Here is a 24,039-nt window from a genome sequence, read left to right on the forward strand (position 1 = left end):
CGCGGACGTCCTCGGTATACCTAGGCGCGCGCGGACCGAAGTTCCGTATACGCATTGCCCCCGTCACTGATGCCGCAAGCGGTTGCCACCAGGCAGAGTGGGGTGAGTACGGCACAGAGCGGGTTCGTGCGCGTACGCCACGAGCTCGGTCGGCTGGCTTGTCGGTGAGCCAGCCGGCCGGAGCGCCCGCCCGGGCGCCTGTCCGCGCTCCCCCCTCCGCCCCGGCCCGAGGGTCGTGGGCCAGCGGCGCGCCCGGGGTCGGGGTGTGGGTTTCCCCCCGGCCCCGGGCGCGGCTTTTCCCTCGGTCTTCCCTGTTGTCACCTTGACGCTAAGCCCTGCGCACGGGATTATCGTCTCAGTGACGTTAAGGGGGACTCATGGCCGACATCACCCGGCGCTTCGGACTGCGCCATCTGCGCTGCGCACCCACCGCCCACATCCGCCACCTGCGTGCGGGCAAGGTCGTGCACGACGGCGAGGGGCTCAGCTTCTGGTACCGCTCGCTCAGCGCGGCACTCTCCGAGGTGCCGGTCGACGACCGCGAGTTGGCGATGAGTTTCCACGCCCGCACCGCCGACTTCCAGGACGTGTCCACGCAGGCCACGGTGACGTACCGGATCAGTGACCCGGTGACGGCGGCGGCGCGGATCGACTTCTCCATCGACCCCGACACGGGTGCCTGGCGCGGCGCGCCCCTCGAACAGCTCGCCACGCTGCTCACCGAGACCGCGCAGCAGCACGCGCTCGACGTCCTGGCCCGTACGCCGCTGGCCGCCGCCCTGGTCGACGGTGTGGCCGCCGTGCGCGAGCGGATCGCCGCGGGGCTCGCGGCCGAACCGCGGCTGCCGGCCACCGGAATCGAGGTCGTCGCGGTCCGCGTGGTGGCGATCCGCCCCGAGGCGGAGGTGGAGCGCGCCCTGCGCACTCCGGCACGCGAGCTGATCCAGCAGGAGGCCGACCGGGCTACGTACGAGCGGCGTGCCGTGGCCGTCGAACGCGAGCGGACCATCGCCGAGAACGAGCTGGCCAGCCAGATCGAACTGGCGCGCCGCGAGGAGCAGTTGGTGGACCAGCGCGGCACGAACGCGCGCCGCGAGGCCGAGACACGGGCGGCCGCGGACGGCGTACGGACCGAGGCCGAGGCGGCCCGCAAGGTGCGTCTCGCCAAGGCGGAGGCCGCGGCGGCGCGCGAGGTCGGCGAGGCGCGGGCCCAGGCGCAGGCGGCCTGGCTGGAGGTGCACGGCCGCAGCGACCCGGCGGTGCTGCACGCGCTCGCGGCGAGCCGCGTGGCCGAGAACCTGCCGCGGATCGAGAGCCTCACGCTCTCGCCGGACGTGGTGACGGGGCTGCTCGCGAAGCTCGGGGCAGGGGGAACGGGCGGGGCGAGCGGCGCCCCCGGGTCCGGCGGCCGTCAGGCCCCGCCGCCCGCCGGTGACCGCTGATGGCGCTCGCGCCGCGCGCGGTGCTCGTGCACCGCACCACGGAGTACGCGGAGCTGCTCGCGCGGCACGGCACGCACGGGCAGGCCGCGTTCTTCCTCTCCTCACGCGGACGTTCGGTGGACGACATCGCCGAACGCCATCGCCGTACCGCCGCGGCCCTGGCCGAGGTCGCGGCCGCCGTGCCGCTGACCTGGCGGCAGACACGGGTGGAGCGGGCGGATCTCGACCGCTTCCTGTTCGGGCCCGAGGACGTGGTGGTCGTGGTCGGGCAGGACGGCCTGGTGGCGAACACCGCGAAGTATCTGACCGGTCAGCCAGTGATCGGGATCGACACCGACCCCGGCCGCAACCCCGGGGTCCTGGTCCGGCACCGGGCGCGCGATGCCGGACGGCTCTTCGCCTCGGCGCTGCAACAGGCCACCGGAGGTGAGGAGTTGACCATGGTGGAGGCCGTGGCGGACGACACCCAGCGGCTGCTCGCGCTCAACGAGATCTACCTCGGACCGGCCGGCCACCAGACGGTCCGCTACCGGATCGGCAGCGACGGCGGTGACGGCAGCGGCACTGACAGCAGCAGCGGCATGGAGGCGCAGGCCTCCTCCGGTGTGCTCGTCGGAACGGGTACGGGGGCCACGGGCTGGCTGCGCTCGCTGTGGCAGGAGCGCGGCAGCGCACTGACCCTGCCCTCGCCCGCCGAGCGCCGCCTGCTCTGGTTCGTCCGCGAGGCCTGGCCCTCACCGGCCACCGGCACCACCCGGGTCGCGGGCGAACTGCACGGCGGCGCACGCCTCGAACTCACCGTGGAATCCGACCGGCTCGTGGCCTTCGGCGACGGGATGGAGCAGGACGCGGTGGAGCTGGTGTGGGGGCAGACGGTGCGGGTGGGGGTGGCGGCTTCGGCGCTGCGGCTGCTGGGCTGACCAACCGGTGCGGGCAGCACGGGCGGCCACGATCCGGAACACCACGTTCGAGTGCAGCTGTTGGACATCCGTACGCCGTCCTTTCACTTCCGCACCACGCGCTCTTTCCCTCTCCCGGGTCTCTTGGAACACTCCACCGACCTGCCCCCACGAGCCCCGAGGTCCCCCACCCATGGCTGAACTCAACCGCCGCCGATTCCTGCAGATCGCCGGTGCGAGCGCGGGCTTCGCCGCGCTGTCGCAGAGCATCGCCCGTGCCGCGTCCCTGCCCGCCGCGCGCGCCGCAGGGACCATCGAGGACGTCGAGCACATCGTCGTCCTGATGCAGGAGAACCGGTCCTTCGACCACTACTTCGGCACCTTGAAGGGCGTACGCGGCTTCGGCGACCCGCGTCCCGTGACCCTGCCGAGCGGCAAACCGGTCTGGCACCAGGCGCAGGGCAAGAAGGAGACCCTGCCGTTCCATCCGGAGGTCGAGGATCTCGGGATGCAGTTCGTCGCGGGCCTCGACCACGACTGGGCGGGCGGTCACCGCGCGTTCAACAACGGCGCGTACGACGGGTGGATACCGGCCAAGTCCGAGCGGACGATGGCGTATCTGGAGCGGGCGGATATGCCGTTCCACTTCGCGCTGGCCGACGCGTTCACCGTCTGCGACGCGTACCACTGCTCGTTCATCGGCGCGACGGACCCCAACCGCTACTACATGCTGACGGGTTACGTCGGCAACGACGGCACGGGCGGGGGTCCGGTCCTGGGCAACCAGGAGCTGGGCTACGGCTGGACGACGTACGCGGAGCGACTGGAGGCGGCCGGGGTCTCCTGGAAGGTCTACCAGGACATCGGCGACGGCCTGGACGCCGCCGGGCACTGGGGCTGGATCAGCGACGCGTTCCGCGGCAACTACGGCGACAACTCGCTGCTCTACTTCAACAACTACCGCAACGCGAAGCCCGGGGACGCCCTCTACGAGAAGGCCCGCACCGGCACGGACGTGAAGGCGGGCGACGGCTACTTCGACAAGCTGCGCGCCGACGTCGCCGCGGACCGGCTGCCGCAGATCTCCTGGGTCGCCGCGCCCGAGGCGTTCAGCGAGCACCCGGACTTCCCGGTCAATTACGGCGCCTGGTACATCTCCCAGGTCCTCGACGCACTCACCTCGAATCCGGCGGTGTGGGCGAAGACCGCGCTGTTCATCACGTACGACGAGAACGACGGCTATTTCGACCATGTCGTCCCGCCGTACGTGCCGTCCTCGGCGGCGCAGGGCAAGTCGACCGTGGAGAGCGCATCGGACTACTTCGACGGCAACGCCTCGTACGCCGCGGGGCACTACGGCATGGGGCAGCGCGTGCCGATGCTGGTGGTCTCGCCGTGGAGCACCGGCGGCTATGTGAACTCCGAGGTCTTCGACCACACCTCGATCATCCGCTTCATGGAGCGGCGGTTCGGGGTGCACGAGCCCAACATCTCGCCGTGGCGGCGCGCCGTCGCGGGCGATCTGACCTCGGCCTTCGACTTCAGCCGCGCCGTCACCGCCCCGGCCGACCTCCCCGACACCGCCGGCTTCGAGCCGCCGAACCACGACGAGCCCGCCGGGCTGCTGCCCAAGCCTCCGGCGAAGGGCGTCCTGCCGAAGCAGGAACGCGGCGCACGGCCGTCGCGCCCGCTGCCCTACGAGCCGTTCGTGGACAGCGCGGTGGACGTGGCCACCGGCAAGCTGGCGCTCACCTTCGGTGCGGGGCCGGACGCGGGGATCTGCTTCCACGTCCGCTCCGACAACCGCACGGACGCCCCGTGGACGTACACCGCCGCGGCGGGCGCCTCGGTCTCCGACGCCTGGAACTCGCAGTACTCGGGCGGCTCGCACGACCTCACGGTCTTCGGCCCGAACGGCTTCCTGCGCCGCTTCAAGAGCCCGGGCAAGACCGCCGGACCCGAGGTGAAGGCCCGGCACGACAAGGCGAGCGGCAACCTGCTCCTGACACTCACGAATCCGACGTCCGCGGCCGTGACCCTGACGCTCACCAACGCGTACGGCGGCGGGGCGCAGTCGGTGCCGGTGGCGGCCGGTGCCACGGTGCAGCGGACCGTGGAGCTGTCGGGCACCAAGCGCTGGTACGACGTGAGCATCGTCTCGTCCGCCGACGCCGGGTATCTGCGCCGGCTCGCGGGCCATGTCGAGACGGGGGCGGCGGGCGTCAGCGACCCGGCCATCGCCACGGTCTGAGCCCGCGTCCGTCATCTCGCCGACTGCATGTCGGCCCTGATCACCGCGCGATGGCCCGAACCGACCGCGGCACGGCGGCCGTTCGGGCCATTGCCGGGGGCCGGTGCCGGAACCGCAGGTTCATGCGGCAGGATGGCGCCTTGTTTCGACGGTGCGTACGCGGGTTCGACCGCGGGCGCCGCGCTTTCCTCGAACCGAGCAGGTGACCTCCCCGTGACGCTCTCTCATATACGTCCCGAACTGGGCGTTTCCGCTGCCCTGCGAGCCGTGGGAGGTCACCGGTGAGGTCCTCGGTCACCTGGAACGACTGGCTTGTCGCGGGCATCGCCCTCGCCGCGGGCGTCCTCGCGGGCCTGCTGCTCCGGCTCACGCTGCGCTGGCTGGGCAAGCACGCCAAGCGCACCCGGTGGAGCGGCGACGACGTCCTCGTGGACGCGCTGCGCTATCTCGTGCCGTGGGCCGCGACCATCGCGGGCGCGGCGGTCGGCGCGATGGCGCTGCCGCTCACGGACCGCGTGCGCGGCATCGTCAACCAGTCGCTGACCGCGGCGCTGATCCTCTTCGCCACGCTCACCGCGACGCGGGTGATCGCCGCGCTCATCAAGGCGTTCACGCAGGCCAAGACGGGCGTCGCCGGGTCGGCCACGATCTTCGTGAACATCTCGCGCATCGTGGTGCTCGCGATGGGTGTGCTGGTGGTCCTGCAGACCATGGGCGTCTCGATCGCCCCGCTGATCACCGCGCTCGGCGTCGGCGGTCTCGCGGTGGCCCTCGCGCTCCAGGACACGCTCGCCTGTCTCTTCGCCGGGGTGCACATCCTCGCCTCCAAGACCATCCAGCCGGGCGACTACATCCGGCTCAGCAGCGGCGAGGAGGGCTATGTCGTCGACATCAACTGGCGCAACACCGTGGTCCGCAACCTCAGCAACAACCTGGTGATCATCCCCAACGCCCAGCTGTCCGCGGCCAACATGACCAACTACACCCGGCCCGAGCAGGAGCTGACGATCCTGGTGCAGGCCGGGGTGTCGTACGACAGTGATCTCGAACACGTCGAGCGGGTCACGATGGAGGTCGTGGACGAGGTGATGGCGGAGGTCGACGGCGGCGTCAAGGAGCACGAGGCGGCCGTGCGCTTCCACACCTTCGGTGACTCCCGGATCAACTTCACGGTGATTCTCGGGGTCGGCGAGTTCAGCGACCAGTACCGGATCAAGCACGAGTTCATCAAGCGGCTGCACGGCCGCTTCCAGGCGGAGGGCATCCGGATTCCCGCCCCCGCCCGCACCGTGGCGCTGCACCCGGGCGGGCTGTCCGCCTCGGCGGTGCTGCCGCAGCAGCGTGACGCGTCGCCGGAGCTGCCGGCGATGCAGTCGCCCGGTCGGATGTGACCGCTTGAGACCTGTCCGTGACTGCGCGGGCACAGCTTCGTCGGCCATACTGCGCACCGAAAGCAGTTGGGCATTGTGGGAAAGGCAACCGTGGATCAGCGCATAGGACAGAACGACGCTCCCCTGCACACGGCCGCCTCGATGGACCCCGGCTTCATCCCGGGGATCACTCCGGGCGGTCGGGTCAAGGAGCAGGAGGACGACGCCAAGGGCGAGTCGCCGGTGACGGGCGGCTCGGACGAGGACGAGACCGAGGCGTCCGCGGCCGGCGTCGAGGCGGAGGCCGACGAGGCACAGGCCGAGGCGTCGCAGGACGAGGCAGCCGACGAGGCCGGCGCTTCGGGCGAGGACGACGCCGACGCGGACTCCGAGGAGCGCTCGGAGGACGACTCCGAGGAGGATTCCGAGGAGGACGGCCCCGCCGAGAAGACCGCTGCCGCCAAGACCTCCGGCGAGCAGCCCACCTTCGAGGCGAAGGACCACCGCGGCGGCATCGTCATGAACGCCGACGGCATCGAGTTCAGCCTCGACGACCAGGCGACCGACTTCACCTGGGACGAGGTCGTCGCGGTCGAGCAGTCGACGGCCCGCTTCGCCAAGCGCCTCACGGTGACCGTCCACACCAAGGGCGACCGCTGGTACCCCAACGAGGTGCGGGCCCCGGACCGCGGCACGCTCACGCGCTGGACCGAGGAGCTCGACAACGCGCTGGACGCCTACTTCGAGGAGTAGGGCGTCAGGCGTACGCAGGTGAGTGAGGGGGCCGTCGGCATCGACGGCCCCCTCACTCATGTGCGGGGTGCGGCCCAGTAATTCGGATGACCCGCCCGGCGCCGGTCCCTAAACTCGCCGGAGATCACGCCACTTCGGGCGGTGGTCACCACACTCGGGAAAGGGGACGGCCATGCGTGACCACACCGCATGCGCTGTTTCCCGCTACGGGTTCGAGGTCCTGCTCGTGTCTCCGGCCCGTCGGTGCCGGCTGCGCGGCCGGTACCTGGCGCCGTGACGTAGAACCGTTCTGTCCTGCTTGTCACGGTGAATCGCGCCGACCTCTTCCGGATCGTTCCGAAAGGCCTTCGGCCATGCGTACCCGTCTCCACCCCAACCCGCTTGCCACCATCCGCAATCTGGGCATCCTCGCCCATGTCGACGCGGGCAAGACCACCGTCACGGAGCGGATCCTGTTCCTGACAGGTGCCGTGCACAAGCGCGGCGAGGTCCATGACGGCACCACCGTCACCGACTTCGACTCGCAGGAGCGCGACCGCGGGATCACCATCTTCGCCGCGGCCGTCAGCTGCGACTGGGACGGGCACCGCGTCAATCTCATCGACACCCCCGGGCATGTCGACTTCGCCGACGAGGTGGAGCGCTCGCTGCGGGTACTCGACGGTGCGGTCGCGGTGTTCGACGCGGTCGCCGGCGTCGAGCCGCAGAGCGAGTCGGTGTGGCGCCAGGCCGACCGGCACGGTGTCCCAAGGCTCGCGTTCGTCAACAAGCTCGACCGCGCGGGCGCCGACCTCGACACCGCGGTCGCCTCGATCCGTGACCGGCTCGGCGCGGTGCCGCTGGTGGTGCAGCTGCCGGTGGGGCGCGAGGACGCGTTCGCGGGCGTCGTCGACCTCGTCCGGATGCGGGCGCTGATCTGGCACGACGAGCAGTGCACGGAGGGTCCCGTACCCGCCGCGCTGCACGACGAGGCGGTACGGCGCCGGCATCAGCTCGACGAGACGGTGGCCGGGCTGCACGCGGGCGCCCTGGACGAGTTCTGCGCCTCCGGGACGCTCACCGAGGCGACGCTGCGGACCGCGCTGCGCGAGATCACCCTGACCGGTGACGGCGTGGTCGTGCTGTGCGGTGCCGCGTACCGCAACCGCGGGATCGAGCCGCTGCTCGACGCCGTGGTGGCGTATCTGCCGTCGCCGCTGGACGGGGCGAGCGCCGAACGGGCCGATCCGCAGGCGCCGTTCGCGGGTCTCGTCTTCAAGGTGCAGTCGTCGGCGACCGGCCGCAGGACCTTCCTGCGGCTGTACTCGGGAACGCTGAGGAAGGGGGACACCGTGCTGGACGCCGGCACCGGACGCACCGAGCGCGCCGGACGCATCCTGCGGGTGCAGGCCGACCGGCACACGGACGTCGACGTGGCCGTGGCGGGCGACATCGTGGCGCTCGTGGGCCTGAAGTCCGCGCGGGCGGGCACGACGCTGTGCGCGCCCGGCCACCCCGTCGTGTTCGAACCTCCCACGGTCGCCGACCCGGTCGTCTCGGTGGCGGTCGAGGCGGTGCGCCGGGCGGACAGCGGCCGGCTCGCCGCGGCGCTCGGACGGCTCGTCGAGGAGGATCCCTCGCTGGTCGTGCGGACCGATCCGGAGACGGGTCAGACCGTGCTCTCGGGTCTGGGCGAACTCCATCTGGAGGTCGCGGTGGAGAAGCTGCGCCGCGACCAGTCCCTGGACGTCTCCGTCGGCCGCCCGCGGGTCACCTACCGCGAGACGGTGGCCGAGGGCGTCACGGGACTCGTCCACCGGCACGTCAAACAGGACGGCGGCGCGGGCCAGTTCGCGCACATCGTCCTCGACGTGCGGCCCTCGGACGAGGACTTCGTCTTCGCGTCCTCGGTCGTCGGCGGGCGGGTGCCGCAGGAGTTCGTACGGGCCGTCGAGGCGGGCTGCCGTGATGCCCTCGCCGAGGGGCCGCTCGGCGGGCACGCGGTGACGGGTCTGTCCGTGACGCTCACCGACGGGTCGACGCACTCCAAGGACTCCTCGGAGATGGCGTTCCGCACGGCGGGCCGCCTCGGTCTGCGCGAGGCGCTGCGGTCCTGCCGGATGACCCTGCTCGAACCGGTCGTCGAGGTCACGGTCACCGTGCCGGACGACGCGGTCGGTGCGGTGCTCGGCGATCTGGCCGCGCGCCGCGGCCGGGTCACCGGCTCGGCGAACCGGGCGGGCACGGCGGTCGTCACGGCGACGGTCCCGCTCGCGGAGCTGTTCGGCTACGCGACGCGCCTGCGCAGCCGGACGCAGGGCCGGGGCACGTTCACGTCCCGCCCGGCCGGCTACGCGCCCGCTCCGGCGTAGGCACGGGGTACGGCCCGGACCCGCTTCCGGCAACTGCCGGGAGCGGGGCCGGGTGCCGGTGTGACGTATCGCCGTCGTGCAGCGCTCTATAAGTGATCAAGCTTTCTACGGGATCACGTGCGACCACACGACGAAGAGGAGCGCACATGCTCGAGGAACTCGGGTTCAGCGAGGCGGAGGAACAGGTCTACCGGGCCCTGCTCGTGCGGCCGAACGCCGCCACGGACGACCTGGGGCTGCACGACCCGAAGGACCGTGAACTGCTCGACGGGCTCGTCACCCGCGGGTTCGTCACACGGTCCGCCGCGTCGGGGCGGTACCGCGTCGTCAACCCGGGCCTCGCGCTGATGACGGAACTGTTCACTCGGCGCGACCGGCTGCGCCGTACCGAGCTGACCGTCGCGGATCTCACGGCGCAGCACGAGGCCGTGGCGGGGGCGGTCGCGCGCCATGGTCTCGCGGAGTGGGTCGAGGGCGAGGAGGAGATCGCCCACCGGTTCCGCCAGCTCCAGCTGGGCGCCCGCGACTCCATCGACACCTTCGTCACGGGCAACAACCGCGTGGTGCCGCACGACCGCAACTCCAGCGAACCGGTCGCCCTGGACCGCGGCGTCGCCTTCCGTGCCGTGATCGACTCGCGCTTCCTGCGCCAGGCGGCCTCCGTGGAGGCCACGGAGCACGCGATCTCCGGCGGTGCGGCGATCCGTGTCGCCGAGAAGGTCCCGATGAAGCTGATGGTGACGGACGCGACGATGGCGATGATCACGGTCGGCGCCACGTACCGCACCACGCTGCTGCTGCACGGCCCGCTGGCCGTCCTGGCCGGTGAGCTCTTCGAGTCCGTATGGCGTGACGCGCGTCCCTACCGTCAGGGCGACGAGGGGCTCGACGCGCTGGAGACGCGACTCCTCCACCTCATGCTGGCGGGCCTCACGGACCAGGCGATCGGCAGCCATCTGGGCGTCTCGACCCGCAGTGTGCAACGCCGGATCCGCGAGCTCATGGACCGCGCCGGGGTCACCACACGCATCCAACTGGGCTGGCACGCAAGGGGACATGACTGGGCGTGAGCCAGGTGATCGCAGCCCTGGTCAAGGTGCTGGTCGACAGCGACCCGGGCTAGCTGCCCGAGCTGGTGGCGCCCGACGCGCAGAACCGACAGCGCGGGCGCTCCCCCACCACCCCGGGGGAGCGCCCGTCCCAGTCGTGCCACCGGCGTACGCCAGGCGCATCACGCCGCAGTCAACTCCCTTGCCCCATACGGCAGTTCACGCCTCAGCACCGGGTCCCAGAGATCTTACTCTCCGTCAAATCCCGTGCTAGCGTCGGAGAAAGCTCCGGTCGGAGTGCCGAATCGTGGGGGACGTCCGGTGACTGACTCGGGACACGGGTGGGGGGACGCGGAGCAAGCGCAGTTCACCGGTGCCCTGATCGAGCAGCTCTCGCGCTGCGCCTGGCTCGGGGACGCGTCGTCGCGGCGCTCCCTCGCCGACAGTCTCGGTCTCCCGCCCCATCTGTTCGAGGCCCCGCTGCCCACGTTCCGGGTCGAGCTCGCCAAGCAGATCTGCCTCAACCCCCGCGAGCTGTGCGACCGGCTCGTCCAGCGGGTCAGCTGGTACAGCCCGGAGGACGCGCACGCGCTCGTCGAGCGGATCGCTCCGTACCTGGCCGCGTATCCGGAGGCGGGCACCAACCACGTCCCCGTACCCCAGGAGAAGGACGGGACGAACGGCAAGGAAACCCACCGCCTCCTCCTGCCCCACCCGCTCCCCGACGACCTGCACCACCGCGCCACCACCCTCCTCGCCCAGGTGTCCGGGATCGACCTGCCGGAGTTACGGGAGCACATCGGGCATGAGCTGGGGATCCCGGTGCCCCGCGAACCCGCCACGGTGCTCGCGCTCTTCAAGGAGCTGCTCGAATACAACGCACCGCCGGACAAGATCCTGCCGTGCGTCGTCCTCGTGGAGTGGACGGCGCTGCGCCTCTCCGACGAGACGGCCGCGCAGGCCTGCCGCGCCTGGGCCGAGGAGTGGGCGCGCTCGCAGGTCTGTCTGCCCGCGCTGGAGAGACGCCGGGAGCGGCGCGAGAACCACCGGGCGGACCCGGACATCCCACGCTGTCTGCTGATCATGGTCGAGCCGGACGAGGACAGCGGCGACATCACCGTGCGGTACTGGATCAACGGCCTCGCCGGAACCTGGGCGCCACGGGCCGGCGACCTCACCGTGACCCGTCTCGACGGCCTGAGCCGGGCCGTGGAGAATGCCCTCGTCGAGGGCGAGCACCTGTGGGATCCGGCGCGCCCCGACGCCGACTCCGAGCACCTGCTGCCGCCGTACGTCGAGTTCATCCTCCCGTACCGGATGCTCAACCACGACGTCGCGCGCCTGGAGATCGGTGCGGGAGGCCCCGGAGCGACGGCGATCGGGCCGCGCTACTGCGTGCATCTGCGCAGCCTGGACCGGATGCGGATCTACCACACCGACCCGATCACCCGGAACCGCTGGCGCTCGCGCTGGCGCGAACTGCACCGCCGCGGCCCGCATCTGCAGCACTGGGCGCACGACGACGGCGTCCCGCTGGAGCAGTGGACCGGCTCGCTCGCCCACCACCCGCACGGCGCCGCCCCGTTCACGGCCCTCGCCCTCGACGCCCCGTGCCGCGGCAGCTCGGGGCTCACCGCGCTGAAGCGGGCCATCGCGGAGGGCTTCGGGCTCGCCCTGTGGGACCGGCGCGGCGGGCTCGAACCGCGCACCCGCGAGACCCTCGCCGAGCTGCTCAACAACACCGGGTCGGCCCGCGGCGTGCCCCGCCGTATCCAGGCGATGCGGGTACGGGCCGAGGCCGACGTCAGCGGCGAGGCCTTCCTGGGCCGCCATGTCGCCTGCTTCTGGGACGACCCCGAGCGCGTCGTCGACTGCCAGTCCGCACGGCCGACCGCCGAGGAGGCGTTCCGATGACCGAGGAGGCGTACCGATGACAGCCAGCTCCCCCGGCTCCGCCGACCGTTGGCGGGTGTTCCGGGCCACCGGTCACGCCCCCGCGGGCCCGCCCGTCGCCCTGCCGAAGCCACCGCCGTGGCGGCAGTTCCAGGGCGTCGTCCCGGACAGCGAACCGGACACGTGGGACTCGGGCGCCGCCCGCAGGCTCGGCTCGAACAAGTCCCTCGCGCAGCTGGGCGAGGCGGAGATCGACATCGTGAACGCGGCGATCCTGCTGAGGCGCCCGCTGCTTGTCACGGGCCCGCCCGGTATCGGCAAGTCGACACTCGCGTATCTCATCGCCCGCGAGGTCGGGCTCGGCCGGGTGCTGCAGTGGAACATCGTGAGCCGTACGACGCTGCGCGGCGGGCTCTACGAGTACGACGCCCTGGGCCGGGCGCAGAGCGTCGCCCAACTGGCGGCCCCGCGCCGCGAGTCCGCCGAGAAGGCACCCGATCCCGTCGAGCCCGCGCCGCTGGGCGACTTCGTGACCCTCGGGCCGGTCGGCACGGCGCTGCTGCCGACGCGCCGGCCGCGGGTCCTCCTGGTCGATGAACTCGACAAGAGCGACATCGATCTGCCGAACGACCTGCTGCACGTGATGGAGAACGGCAGCTACGACATCCCCGAACTGGTCCGCGGCAACGTGGCCGAGGCGACCGTGCGCACCGACGACCCGGGCGGCACGACGACGGTGCACCAAGGGCGCGTGGAGTGCGCCGAGTTCCCCGTCGTCGTCATCACGAGCAACGGCGAGCGCGAGTTCCCGGCGGCCTTCCGCAGGCGGTGTCTGCCCCTGGAGATGCAGCCGCCGGGTCCCGAGCTGCTCCTGGCCATCGTCGAAGGGCATCTGCGGCACCGGCCCGACGGGGTGGAGGAGCTGGTGGAGGAGTTCGCGCTGCGGCTCGGCAGCGGCGGTACGCACTCCGTCGACCAGCTGCTCAACGCGGCCCAGCTGATCACCCAGCAGGGCTTCCCCAAGGGCCGGCAGGGCCGCGCCCTCATCGAGACGCTGCTGCGCGATCTGTCCAAGGCGCAGTGATGACGGTGCGCGAGGACACCGCGGACCAGGTCATGCCGTCGCCCGACGACGAACCCGTGGACCTGCACTGGTCCGATCTCGCCGACGCGGCCTGGCTCGGCGCGTACTGGATCGCCGCAGACCGCTCCCTCGACGCGCACCCGGCACCTTCGCCCTCGCCCGCCGTGCCGCCCCCGACCGCCCCGCCGCCCGACCCGGATCCCGTCGCACCAGGCGCCCCCGCCGAGCCGCCCGCGTCGAACGAGAAGCCCGCGACCGGCGACCCACCCGGCGACGGCCCGGCCCGTCCGCACGTCCGCCCGGACCCGCGCGGCGACGTCCGCCTCTCCCTCGGCCACCCGCGCGAGGAACGCCCGCGACCCGCCCCGCCCACGGCCGGCAGCGCCCTGCCGATGGCACGGGCCCTGCGCCGGCTCGCCCGCCGCCGCCCCTCGCCGTACGCGCACGAGCTGGACGAGGAGCGCACCGCCGACCACAGCCTGGACGGCGCCGCGTGGATGCCGGTGCTGCGTCCCGTGCCCGAGCGCGCCCTGGACCTGGTCGTCCTGGTCGACGCGGGCGCCACCGTCCGCGTCTGGGAGAACGAGGCGCGGCTGCTGACCGAACAGGCCGTGCAGTCGGGGGCGTTCCGCGACGTACGGACCGTGCCGTTCACGCTGCCGCCCGACGGACCCGCACGGCTGCTTCGCCGCGGTGGCCGCAAGGCGGCGCCCGCCGAACTGCTCGACGTGCGCGGGGAGCGGGTGTTCCTGCTCGTCACGGACGGACTCGCGCCCGGCTGGGCGTCACACGCCGCCGACACGCTCCTGAAGCGGCTCGCGTCGGCCGGTCCGACCGCGATCGTGCATCTGCTGCCCACACATCTTCGCCACCGTTCGTCGCTGCGTCCGCACCCGGCGCTGCTGGCCGCCGGCGGTTTCGGGCGGCCCAACACGGCGCTCGCGCAGCGCAGCGACGAGGACATCGACGATCCGCTGCGGCCCGCACCGACCCGTGACGCGGGTGTCATCCCGGTGCCCGTGCTCAGCCTCAAGGCCGCGTCGCTTGCGGGCTGGGCCGACCTCGTGGCCGGTGACAGCGGCGTCCAGCGCCCCTGCCAAGTCGTCCATGCGGGCGTCCTGTTCAAGGAGGCGGCGGCGCCCGGCCTCCAGTACGGGGCCGACAGCCCGGACTCCGCGGTCCGCGCCTTCACCTCGCTCGCCACCCCGACCGCCCGGCGCCTCGCCTCCCAACTCGCCGCCGTACCCGCGCACTTGGATACGATCCGGCGCGTCCAGCGCGCCGCCCTGCCCCGGTCGGGCCCCGAACATCTCGCCGAGATCATCATGGGCGGGCTGCTCGACTGGTCGGCGCAGGACGCCCTGGGCGTCGACTTCGCGCCCGGGATCCGCGAGGCCCTGCTCGCCTCAGGCACCCGGACCGAGCTCGCCGAAGTCGTCTCGCATCTCGCCGAGACCCCGCTGGGCGGCAAGCCGGCCATGCGGCTGCGCGCGGCCATCGCGGCGCCCGACGAAGAACCGCTGCCCGATCCGCACGGCACCGACGACGCGTGGCTGCGGATCGAACTCGCCGTGCTCGAAGCCCTGTCCGGCCGGCACGCCGACCGCGCACGACGGCTGCGTACCGCGATGGAACACCCCACACCCGCCGCCCCGCACCGTCCATCCGAAGCGAAAGGCAGCAGCCCCATGGCGCCCGAACCCAACCGGCCAGCCGGCGGCCGCCACGGGCGGCCGGGCATCAAGGGGCCCATGCCGCCCCGCAACGCCCATTTCATCGGGCGCGAGGACCTCCTCAGCACCGTCGCCGACCAGCTCCGCGAGGCGGAGCTCGCCGCGGTCCTGCCGCACGCGCTGCACGGCACCGGCGGTGTCGGCAAGTCGCAGATCGCCATCGAGTACGTCTACCGGCACCAGCACGAGTTCGACATCGTCTGGTGGATCCCCGCCGAGCAGCAGAGCATGGTGCTCTCCTCGTTCGCCGACCTGGCGCGTGCGCTCGGCCTCGTCGTCGGACCGCAGCCCGGCACCGCCGTTCCGCGGGTGCTCGACGCGCTGCGGGACAGCGACCGGCACGGGCGCTGGCTGCTGGTCTTCGACAACGCCGAGGACGTCGCGGGCCTGCGCCCGTTCATCCCGACCAGCGGGCACGGCAAGGTCATCGTCACCTCCCGCAACCGGGCCTGGGAGGAAGTCGCCACTTCCCTCACGGTGGACGTCTTCCGCCGTGACGAGTCCATCGCGCTGCTGCAGCGCCGCTCCGCCGACCTCGACCACGACGAGGCCGCGCTCCTGGCCGAGGCGCTCGGGGACCTGCCGCTCGCCGTCGAGCTGGCCGCTGCCTGGCATGCCGCCACCCGGATGCCCGTCGACAGCTATCTGGAGCTCCTCGCCGAGCACCGCACCGCCCTGGAGAACCGCGACCTGCCGCACGACTACCCGCTCGCGGTCGCCGCGGCCTGGCGGATCACCCTCGCCCATCTGGAGCGCGAGTCCAACGGCGTCTACCAACTCCTGGGCGTCTGCGGCTGTCTTGCGGCCGAGCCCATTCCCCTGAGCATCTTCCGCAGCGGCGGCCGTATCACCGTCAGCCGCGCGCTCGACCCCATCCTGCGCGACCCGATCCGGCTGTCGCGGGCGATCCGCGAGCTGTCGAAGTTCTCGCTGATGCGGGTCGACCACCGCCGCGACACCATCCAGATGCACCGGCTGATGCAGAGCATCCTGCGGTCCACGACCGAACGCGCCGAACAGGACCGCCTGGTCACGGCCGCGCACGCGCTGCTCGCCTCGGCGAAGCCCGCGGGCAGCCCTTCCTCGCCCGGCCACTGGGACGGCTACAAGGCGCTGCTGCCGCACGCGATCGGCTCCCAGGCCGTGCGCAGCGGCGACGGCTGGGTACGGGACCTGGTGGCGAGCCTCGTCTACTACCTCTACTACTGGGGCGACCACGACCAGGCCCTCGCGCTGGCCGGTGACGCCTGGCGGCACTGGGCGGGCGAGCCGCTGCCTGCGGACACGCTGGTCATCCAGATGGGCAAGCTGTACGCGTTCTGCCAGCGGCTTGTCGGTGTGGACCAGGGCGCGTTCGCGCTGAACGAGCAGGCGCTCGCCATCTCCCGCCGCGCCGAGGTGCCGGAGGAGGAGCTCATCGACTCGATGTGGCAGATGGCCGGCGCCCATCGCTTCCGCGGCGACTTCACCGCCGCCCGCGACCTGGACCACGAGGCCTTCGAGCGGGCGCGTCATCTCTTCGGCCCCGACGACCCGGACACCCTGAAGGCGGCGCACAGTTACGGAGTCTCGCTGCGACTGTGCGGCGATTTCCGGGCCGCGCTCGCACTCGACGAGGAGACCGCCCACCAGTGGGAACTGGTCTACGGCCACGCGGACGGCTTCACGCTCAACACCCGCAACGGCCTGTCCATCGACATCCGCGAGACCGGCGACTACCCGCGCGCCCGCCAGGCACAGGAAGAGGTGCACGCCGCGTACCGTGCCGCGTTCGGCTCGGAGAACCCCGCCACCATCCGCGCCGCCCGCAACCTCGCCGTGTGCCGCCGCCGCGACGGCGCCCTCGACGCCTCCTGGCAGCTCAGCGAGCAGGTCTACGAACTCTTCATCGAGAAGTGCGGGCCCGACCACAGCGACACCCTGGCCAGCGCCGTGAACCTGATGGTCGACCGGCGGATGGGCGGCGAGCTGCGCCGCTCGCGCGACCTGGGCGACGACACGTACGCCCGCTACCGCAACACCCTCGGCCCCGACCACATGTACGCGCTCATCACCTTGAGCAGCCTCGGGGCAACCCACCGCTCGCTCGGCGAACTCGACCGCGCCGAGCAGCTCGCGGACACGGCGGTGCACCGGATGACGACGACGATCGGGCCCGGCCACATCACCACGTTGTGCGCCACGATGGGCCAGGCCGCCAATCTGCATCTGCGCGGCGCGCACGAGGCGGCGGCCACGCTCCAGGCATCCGTGCTGCCACGCCTGGCCGAGGTCGCGGGCCCGGACAACCCGGTCACGGCCGCGGCCCATTCCAACCTGGCCGTCTTCCTGCTCGCCGCGGGCCGCACCGCCGAGGCCGAGCTCAGTGCCGAACGCGCGGTCGGCGGCCTGTCCCGCACGGTCGGTACGGGCCACCACTGGCTGCTCGCGGCCCGCGACCGGCGCCGCATCGAATTCGACGTACCGCCGATGCCGCTGTGACCCGCGCACCGGACCACCGGCTGCCCGAAGGCCCCACCGAGCGAGCCGACCTCAGAGCCTGTTTCCGAACCCCCGTCTGCGCCCCGACGCCCGGCACGCACTCTCACTGACCGAAAGGACCACCTCGCCCATGACGACCGTGGTCTTCGTCCATGGCACCGGTGTACGCAAACCGGCCCTGTCCGCCCTGAGCGACCGCATCGCCCTGCACCTCGCGCAGGCGGCCCCGCACGCCCGGCTCCTCTGCTACGACTGGGGAACCCCGCACGGCGCCACCCTCGCCGCGGACGGCGCGAGCCTCCCCGTCCCCGCCGGGACGTCGCGCGCGCCGGCCGACCCGGACGAGGACCCCGTCGCCGTATGGGAGCTGCTGCACACCGACCCGCTCGCCGAGCTCCGGATCGCGGCCGCAGGAGTCGAGGAGCTCCACGACCTCCCGCCCCATCTGCCGCCCCCGGACGCCGAACTCCGCGCCCGTATCGCGGAGTTACGGCTCCGCGCCGCCGAACTCGAGACGGACCTCGCCCTGTCCGCCGGCACCGGCCATCTCGACGAAGCGCTCGCCACGCTGCTCCACTCGCCCCTCCTGGCGCCGGCCGCGCCCACCGAGGAGGCCCCGGAGCTGGTCGCCCGCGCCGCCGTCGCGCTCACGCTCGCGCTCGCCGCGGACGCCGACGACCCGCTGCCGCCGCCCGGTCCCGTCCGTGACCGGGCGGTCACCGACCTCACCGTCGCCCTCGGCGGCCGGCCCCCGGGCTCCGAGCGCGGCCCCGGGCGGCTCCTCCTGCGGGCCGTCACCCCGCTCGCCTCCCGCGCGGTGGTCCGCCGCCGCGCGGCGATCACCCGCGGGACGCACCCGGCGACCGGCGACATCCTGCGCTACCTCGCACGCGGCGACGGCCACCGCGCGGGCCTCGCCGCCCTGGTGTCCCAACTCCCGGCGCCCGTCGTGCTGTTGTGCCACAGCCTCGGCGGCATCATCGCCGTCGACACCCTCGTCACCCACCCGCTCCCCCAGGTCCGCCTCCTGGCCACCGCGGGCTCCCAGGCCCCTTTCCTGTACGAGACCGGCGCCCTGCCCTCCCTCCACCACCCCGCGCCGCTCCCGGACGGATTCCCCGCCTGGCGCAATTACCACGACCCGCGCGACCTCCTCGCCTTCGCCGCACAGCCCCTGTTCCGCGGCCGCGCGCAGGACGTCGTCGTCGACAGCCGCCAGCCGTTCCCCCTGGCCCACAGCGCGTACTGGACGAACCCGCGCCTGTACGCCGACCTCGCGGACCACCTTCCCTGACCACCGACCGCCCGCCCGCACGCCTGGAAGGGAGCCCTGTGTCCGCGCCCTCCGTCCCACCGGACCGTGTCCACGCCCTCGTCGTCGGCATCGAGCGCTATGCGATCGGCGAGGACTGGACCCTGCCGGGACCCGTCTGCGACGCCCTGCGGTTCAACAGGTGGCTGCGCTCCCATGACGTCCCCGTGGAGAACATCCGGCTGCACCTCGCACCGGAGCCCGGCCGCACCGTCACACAGGAGCACCGCGGCGCCGACTACGCCGACCTGCGGCATACCCTTGTCAACGAACTCCCCCGCGCAGCATCGGGCCTGCTCTGGGTCTGGTGGGGCGGTCACGGATACCTCGGCAGCCGCGACCAGCACCACCTGCTCACCGCCGACGCGACCCGCTCCGACCTGCGCAACGTCAACCTCGACTCCGTCCTGGCGCACTACCGCTCGGAGGCCGTCACCTCGCACCCGGCGCAGGTCTGGATCGTGGACGCCTGCGCCACGTTCGAGCACCACATGAAGCTGCGCACCACCCCGCCGGACGAACAACTCCCGCTGGGCCGCCCCTGGGACGCGCTCCAGCAGATGGAGCTCCGCGCGGTCCGCCGGGGCGCCCGCACCCCCAACGACCCCTCCGCACGGGCCGGACACTGGTCCACGCTCGTCCTCGGCCGTCTCAAGGAACGCGACGACCCAGGTCTGCTGCCCGACGCCGCCTTCCTGGAGGAACTGCGGAGCGACGTCCGCCGCACCGCCGCACCCCCGCCCTGGCTGCGGCTGCGCGGCCCGGACACCGACCTCGAGGTCACACCGCCCGTGGCGGGCCCGCGCGACGGCGCACCCGCCACGCCGCAGGAGTGCGAGGAACTCATCACCTTCCTGATGTCCCGCCCCTGGGTCGCCCGCGCCGAGAGCCGCCAGGCCCTCGTCGACGTCCTGCCGCACCGGATACGGGACCAGCTCCCGCGCGCGTCGGCCCCACGGCACGACATCGTGACGATCGTTCAGGCGGCGGCAGGAGTACGGGAAGGGCTCCTGGCGTTGTGGCGGGCGGCGAGAATTCTGGACGGAGACACCGCTTGACCCAGATGCCCCAACCAAGACGCAGATGCGACCTTGACCTGCTAGCGTGCGCGTGCACGTGCATATGCGCGCGCCCATCACACTCACCGGGAAAAGGGAGAGCCGCCGCCGTGCCCCGCGTCCCCGATGAGTCCCCGGACTCCTGCCACTCCGATCTCCCGGACCTGGCCTCGGTGTCCCTGCTCAATCTGCGGACCGCCTCGCTCCCTGCCCCCGAGCAGCGGCTGCTCGACGAGGTCCGCCGCCCCCGTTCCAACGCGATGGGCGGGTCGAACCCCGGCCGGGCGGAATGACATGGGCGGCGCGCCCCGCTTCCCCAGCCTGACGCTGGCGGGGGACGATCTCGCCGCCCTCGCCGCCGGCGGCACCACACCCGACGCGCTCACGTTCCTCGAACTCGGTGAGCGCACCCGCCGCCTGGTCCTCCTCAAGGAACTCCTCGGCGCCCTGGAACGCACCCCGGGCCTCACCGGCCCGCTCGGTGACTGGACCGCCGCGTGGCAGCTGCTCGAACGCGCCGCGACGACCGACCCGGACCTCGCCGAATCCCTGCTGACCAGCCCGCAGATCGGCAGCTGGCTCGCCCACACCCTGCGCCGCCTCAACGGCCAGGACGGCGCGGCACCGCTCTGGTCGGACATCGGCCGCCTGCACGCCCTCGCGGGCACGGCCGCCCTGCGCACCGGCCTCGACGCGACGCTCCCCGTCCCACTGCGCGACGGCACGCTCTCGCTCCCCGGCACCGGTCTCGTCCGGCTCCCGGGCCGCCACCCCGCGCACGGCACCGGCACGCTGACCCTCACGGGCGGACACCTCACCCTCACCGCCGGGGGCCACAAGAGCCCGCCGCTGTCGCCGGCCTCTGCCCCGGGCCCGTACTGGCAGCCGCTACGCCTTCTGCAGCCGGGCCGGATCCGGCTCGACGACATCGACCCCTACCGCGACCTGGACGAGCCGGTCCGCGCCCAACCCCTCGAAGCCGCCGAATTCGCCTCCTGGCAGCGGATCTACGCGGACGCGCACGCCCTCCTCACGGCGACGCCCGCCGACGCGACGGGACGGCTGGGGCCGGGCACGGTCGACGTCACCGCGATCCACACCATCGTCCCCTGGCGCAGCAGCGCACCGCCGCCCGCGACCGACGGCGAGGCGCCCGTCCAGCTGTCGGCGTCGACCGGTGACGCCTACGCCTCCATGGTGATCTCGCGTCCGCCATCGGGGCTGCTCCTTGCCGAGACGCTCGTGCACGAGTTCCAGCACAGCAAGTTGGCGGCCCTGCTGCATCACTTCCCGCTCGTCGACGACGACCGCGCCGAGCGCTACTACGCGCCGTGGCGCAGCGACCCCCGCCATCTCACCGGTCTGCTGCACGGCGCGTACGCGTTCACAGGCGTGGCAGGTTTCTGGCGCGAGCGGCTGCGCGACGGATCCACGGACCCGGAGACGGCCGCGTACTACTTCGCGCTGCGGCGCCTTCAAGCGCGGCTGGTGGTACGGACGTTGACGCTTTCGGAGCGTCTGACCGAGCAAGGGCGGGCCGTCGTCGAAGGTCTCGCGGAGACGCTCGGCGGCTGGCTGCACGAGGCGGTCCCGGCCGCTCCCCTGCACCGGGCCCGCACGGCGGCCCGGCTGCACCGCACGGAGTGGCGGCTGCGCAACGTACGGCCCCCGCACTACACACCGCGTGCCACCGAGGACACCTGGCCGGACCCGCGCACCCATGGTTTCGCGCGTGCCCCGCAGGGTCCGGAGACGGCCGACGAACTGCTGGCGTCCGGCCGGTCCGAGCAGGCACTGGCTGCGTATCTGCGGCTTCCCGATCCGGGACCCGCGGTCCGCGCGGGCGCGCTGGTCGCGGCGGCCGCCGCGCGGCCCGGACGGCGCACCCGCGCGGCACTGGCACGTCCCGAACGCACACCGTGGCCGCCGCAATTCGGCGACGCCTGACGGAATACGGAGAAGAAGAGCAGCAGACAAGCAGAGAAGACGCGGGAAAAGGAAAAGAGGCCGTTGAAGAACGGCCTCTCACCAAACGACGTCCGACGAGCGAACAGTCGGGACGACAGGATTTGAACCTGCGACCCCTTGACCCCCAGTCAAGTGCGCTACCAAGCTGCGCCACGTCCCGTTCGCGCGGGTTTCCCGCGCTCACGAGAATGAACAATACCTCACCCCGGACCTGCGCCGTTGCCCCCGCCCCTGGACAATCGAAGGGTGAGTGAACCGACCGAGCAGCCCACCGGTGACCGCGACCGCGATACGGAGGGCCGCGCCCGTAACGCCCGGCCGCGCGACGGCCTGGGCCGTCCGCTGCCGTACGGCGCCGAGGGGGTCGAGCGGCAGCCCGAGGGCGTCGTACGCAGCCCGCAACGGACGCTCGACGAGGCGCAGGCGCTGCTCGACGCCGGGAAGCCCTTCCACGCGCACGAGGTGTTCGAGGACGCGTGGAAGTCCGGTCCGGCGGGCGAGGAGGCGCTGTGGCGCGGTCTCGCCCAGCTCGCGGTGGGTCTCACGCACGCCGCGCGCGGCAACGCGTTGGGCGGCGCCCGTCTGCTGCGCCGTGGCACGCTCGGCCTCGCCTCGCCGCCGTACGGCATCGACGGGCCGGGACTGACCGCCTGGGCCGAGGAGTTGGCGGCGCGGGTCGAGGCGGGCGGCGAGCCGGTGGACGCGGGGCGCGAGGCGCCGTCCCTGAGGCCCAGGCGAGGTACACGAGCGAGTACGGCAGACTGACCCGCGTGCGAACCATCCATGTCATAGGCATCGGCGCGGGCGACCCCGACCACCTCACCCTGCAGGCCCTGAAGGCGTTCCGGGCCACGGACGTGTTCTTCCTGCTCGACAAGGGCGAGATCAAGTCCGATCTGACCGATCTGCGCCGCGCGATGCTCGCAGAGCATCTGCCGGAGGGTTCCTACCGAGTAGTCGAGGCCCGCGACCCCGACCGGGACCGGCGGGCGAGCGGCGAAGGGTACGCGCCGGCGGTGGACGACTGGCGCAGCCGGCGCGCCGGGATCTACGAGCGGCTGATCGCCGAGGAGCTCGGACCGGACGAGACGGGCGCGTTCCTGGTGTGGGGCGATCCCTCGCTGTACGACAGCACGCTCGGGATCCTCGAGGAGATCCTGGCGGCCGGGCGCACCGAGTTCACGTACGACGTCGTGCCGGGCATCAGCAGCGTCTCGGCGCTCGTCGCCCGGCATCGCACCGGACTCAACCGGGTCGCGCGCCCGGTGCAGATCACGACCGGCCGGCGGCTCGCCGAGGGGTTCCCCGAGGGGGTCGACGACGTGGTCGTGATGCTCGACGCGCATCAGCGGTTCCTCGCGCACGCGGAAGACGAGGATCTGGAGATCTACTGGGGCGCGTATCTCGGCACGCCGGACGAGATCCTCGTGGCGGGGCCGATCGCCGAAGCGGCGCCGCGGATCGAGGAGTTGCGGGCCGAGGCGCGCGAGCGCAAGGGCTGGATCATGGACACGTATCTGCTGCGCCGCCGCTGACCCCGGGCGCGGGCAGGGCGCCTTCCTCCGGCACCACGGCGGCCAGCCACTCCACCGCGCCCGCCACGTCGGGCACGGACGCCACTCCGTCCGGTACGGGCGGGCGGCGCACCACGACCACGGGGATCCCGAGTTCGCGCGCGGCGACGAGTTTCGCCGCGGTCGCCGCTCCCCCGCTGTCCTTGGTGACGACGACATCGATCCGGTGCGTCCGCAGCAGCTCCCGCTCGCCCTCGACGGTGAACGGGCCGCGGGAGAGCAGGACTTCGGTGCGCGCAGGCAGCGGCGGCTCGGGCTCCTCGACGGACCGTACGACGAAGTGCAGGTCCGCGCAGGTGTCCGTGGCGAACGCGGCGAGGCCGAGGCGGCCCGTCGTCAGGAACACCCGGCGGCCCGACGCGGGCAGCAGGGCGGCCGCTTCGGCCAGGGACGGCACGTCATGCCATACGTCGCCGGGGCCCGCGCTCCAGCCCGGACGGCGCAGCGCCACCAGCGGCACCCCGCTCGCGGCGGCCGCGGCGGCCGCGTGGGCGCTCATCACGGCCGCGAAGGGGTGCGTGGCATCGACAAGCGCCGCCACCCGCTGATCGCGCAGCCACGCGGTGAGCCCGTCCGTGCCGCCGAAGCCGCCGACCCGGACCTCTCCGGCCAGGCTGGCGGGCGCGGTGACGCGGCCCGCGAGCGAGGTCGTCACGCGCAGGCCGGGGCGGGCGGCCAGGGCGGCGGCGAGGGCGCGGGCCTCGGTGGTGCCGCCGAGGATCAGGACGTGGGCGCGCTCGTCGGGCGTCTGATCGGAGTGCTCGGGGTTCTGATCGAAGTGCTCGGGGTTCTGATCGGAATTCATGGCGGAGCCGAGTCAA

Annotated in this window: 17 protein-coding genes and 1 tRNA gene; 16 read left to right on the forward strand and 2 right to left on the reverse strand. The window is 72.7% G+C overall.

What is annotated here, in order from left to right:
• Positions 1–377: 377 nt before the first annotated feature.
• The 14 genes from ACIBI4_RS02815 to ACIBI4_RS02880 all read left to right on the forward strand — a co-directional run bounded on the left by ACIBI4_RS02815 (position 378) and on the right by ACIBI4_RS02880 (position 21,623).
• Positions 378–1,442, forward strand: a complete 1,065-nt coding sequence (locus ACIBI4_RS02815) for an SPFH domain-containing protein (protein WP_399201728.1) — start codon at positions 378–380, stop codon at positions 1,440–1,442.
• Positions 1,442–2,362 carry a hypothetical protein gene (locus ACIBI4_RS02820; protein ID WP_399201730.1) on the forward strand — a complete coding sequence of 307 codons (921 nt, stop codon included), beginning with the start codon at positions 1,442–1,444 and terminating at the stop codon, positions 2,360–2,362. Before ACIBI4_RS02815 ends, ACIBI4_RS02820 begins: the two co-directional genes overlap by 1 nt.
• A 172-nt stretch (positions 2,363–2,534) precedes the next feature.
• Positions 2,535–4,592, forward strand: a complete 2,058-nt coding sequence (locus tag ACIBI4_RS02825) for a phosphocholine-specific phospholipase C (RefSeq protein WP_399201731.1) — start codon at positions 2,535–2,537, stop codon at positions 4,590–4,592.
• A gap of 281 nt (positions 4,593–4,873) precedes the next feature.
• Positions 4,874–5,983 carry a mechanosensitive ion channel family protein gene (locus ACIBI4_RS02830; protein ID WP_399201732.1) on the forward strand — a complete coding sequence of 370 codons (1,110 nt, stop codon included), beginning with the start codon at positions 4,874–4,876 and terminating at the stop codon, positions 5,981–5,983.
• A gap of 90 nt (positions 5,984–6,073) precedes the next feature.
• The gene (locus ACIBI4_RS02835; protein ID WP_399201733.1) at positions 6,074–6,715 is read left to right on the forward strand and encodes a hypothetical protein; all 642 of its coding nucleotides are present in this window, start codon (positions 6,074–6,076) and stop codon (positions 6,713–6,715) included.
• A 353-nt stretch (positions 6,716–7,068) separates the two neighbouring features.
• Positions 7,069–9,066, forward strand: a complete 1,998-nt coding sequence (gene fusA / locus ACIBI4_RS02840) for an elongation factor G (protein ID WP_399201734.1) — start codon at positions 7,069–7,071, stop codon at positions 9,064–9,066.
• A 146-nt stretch (positions 9,067–9,212) separates the two neighbouring features.
• A complete protein-coding gene (locus ACIBI4_RS02845) occupies positions 9,213–10,136 on the forward strand; it encodes a hypothetical protein (RefSeq protein ID WP_399201735.1) in 924 nt (307 codons plus the stop codon).
• 300 nt (positions 10,137–10,436) lie between these two features.
• The gene (locus tag ACIBI4_RS02850; protein ID WP_399201736.1) at positions 10,437–12,029 is read left to right on the forward strand and encodes a hypothetical protein; all 1,593 of its coding nucleotides are present in this window, start codon (positions 10,437–10,439) and stop codon (positions 12,027–12,029) included.
• A 16-nt stretch (positions 12,030–12,045) separates the two neighbouring features.
• Complete coding sequence (locus tag ACIBI4_RS02855; RefSeq protein WP_399201737.1) at positions 12,046–13,092, forward strand: AAA family ATPase; 1,047 nt, start codon at positions 12,046–12,048, stop codon at positions 13,090–13,092.
• Positions 13,092–17,306, forward strand: a complete 4,215-nt coding sequence (fxsT, locus tag ACIBI4_RS02860) for an FxSxx-COOH system tetratricopeptide repeat protein (protein WP_399201738.1) — start codon at positions 13,092–13,094, stop codon at positions 17,304–17,306. The genes ACIBI4_RS02855 and fxsT overlap by 1 nt, the downstream gene beginning before the upstream one ends.
• Positions 17,307–17,436: 130 nt before the next feature.
• Entirely contained in the window at positions 17,437–18,600 is a 1,164-nt protein-coding gene (locus ACIBI4_RS02865; RefSeq protein WP_399201739.1) for a hypothetical protein, read from the forward strand.
• Between the two features lie 38 nt (positions 18,601–18,638).
• Complete coding sequence (locus ACIBI4_RS02870; RefSeq protein ID WP_399201740.1) at positions 18,639–19,676, forward strand: caspase family protein; 1,038 nt, start codon at positions 18,639–18,641, stop codon at positions 19,674–19,676.
• Positions 19,677–19,786: 110 nt separating this feature from the next.
• On the forward strand, positions 19,787–19,969 hold the full coding sequence (locus ACIBI4_RS02875; protein WP_399201741.1) for an aldo/keto reductase: 183 nt from the start codon (positions 19,787–19,789) through the stop codon (positions 19,967–19,969).
• A 1-nt stretch (position 19,970) separates the two neighbouring features.
• The gene (locus ACIBI4_RS02880) at positions 19,971–21,623 is read left to right on the forward strand and encodes an HEXXH motif domain-containing protein (RefSeq protein ID WP_399201742.1); all 1,653 of its coding nucleotides are present in this window, start codon (positions 19,971–19,973) and stop codon (positions 21,621–21,623) included.
• A 107-nt stretch (positions 21,624–21,730) separates the two neighbouring features.
• On the opposite strand, the gene ACIBI4_RS02885 is transcribed toward ACIBI4_RS02880, so the two are convergent.
• Positions 21,731–21,804, reverse strand: a tRNA-Pro gene (locus ACIBI4_RS02885).
• Between the two features lie 86 nt (positions 21,805–21,890).
• On the opposite strand from ACIBI4_RS02885, the gene ACIBI4_RS02890 reads away from it, so the two are divergent.
• Positions 21,891–22,409: a DUF309 domain-containing protein gene (locus ACIBI4_RS02890; RefSeq protein ID WP_399201743.1), complete on the forward strand. Its 519-nt coding sequence runs from the start codon at positions 21,891–21,893 to the stop codon at positions 22,407–22,409.
• Positions 22,410–22,414: 5 nt separating this feature from the next.
• Positions 22,415–23,179, forward strand: coding sequence for a precorrin-6A synthase (deacetylating) (gene cobF, locus ACIBI4_RS02895; RefSeq protein ID WP_399201744.1), 765 nt, complete (start codon positions 22,415–22,417; stop codon positions 23,177–23,179).
• On the opposite strand, the gene ACIBI4_RS02900 is transcribed toward cobF, so the two are convergent.
• A complete protein-coding gene (locus ACIBI4_RS02900; RefSeq protein WP_399201745.1) occupies positions 23,148–24,023 on the reverse strand; it encodes a cobalt-precorrin-6A reductase in 876 nt (291 codons plus the stop codon). The two genes, cobF and ACIBI4_RS02900, sit on opposite strands and share 32 nt — an antisense overlap.
• Positions 24,024–24,039: the final 16 nt, after the last annotated feature.

The organism is Streptomyces sp. NPDC050418 (assembly GCF_044458745.1).
In the GTDB taxonomy this organism is placed as follows: Bacteria; Actinomycetota; Actinomycetes; order Streptomycetales; family Streptomycetaceae; genus Streptomyces.

Coding starts and splice junctions, on each gene's coding strand:
- ACIBI4_RS02815 (WP_399201728.1), top strand. CDS start 378: ATGGCCGACATCACCCGGCGCTTCGGACTGCGCCATCTGCGCTGCGCA.
- ACIBI4_RS02820 (WP_399201730.1), top strand. CDS start 1,442: ATGGCGCTCGCGCCGCGCGCGGTGCTCGTGCACCGCACCACGGAGTAC.
- ACIBI4_RS02825 (WP_399201731.1), top strand. CDS start 2,535: ATGGCTGAACTCAACCGCCGCCGATTCCTGCAGATCGCCGGTGCGAGC.
- fusA (WP_399201734.1), top strand. CDS start 7,069: ATGCGTACCCGTCTCCACCCCAACCCGCTTGCCACCATCCGCAATCTG.
- ACIBI4_RS02845 (WP_399201735.1), top strand. CDS start 9,213: ATGCTCGAGGAACTCGGGTTCAGCGAGGCGGAGGAACAGGTCTACCGG.
- ACIBI4_RS02855 (WP_399201737.1), top strand. CDS start 12,046: ATGACAGCCAGCTCCCCCGGCTCCGCCGACCGTTGGCGGGTGTTCCGG.
- fxsT (WP_399201738.1), top strand. CDS start 13,092: ATGACGGTGCGCGAGGACACCGCGGACCAGGTCATGCCGTCGCCCGAC.
- ACIBI4_RS02865 (WP_399201739.1), top strand. CDS start 17,437: ATGACGACCGTGGTCTTCGTCCATGGCACCGGTGTACGCAAACCGGCC.
- ACIBI4_RS02880 (WP_399201742.1), top strand. CDS start 19,971: ATGGGCGGCGCGCCCCGCTTCCCCAGCCTGACGCTGGCGGGGGACGAT.
- ACIBI4_RS02900 (WP_399201745.1), bottom strand. CDS start 24,023: ATGAATTCCGATCAGAACCCCGAGCACTTCGATCAGAACCCCGAGCAC.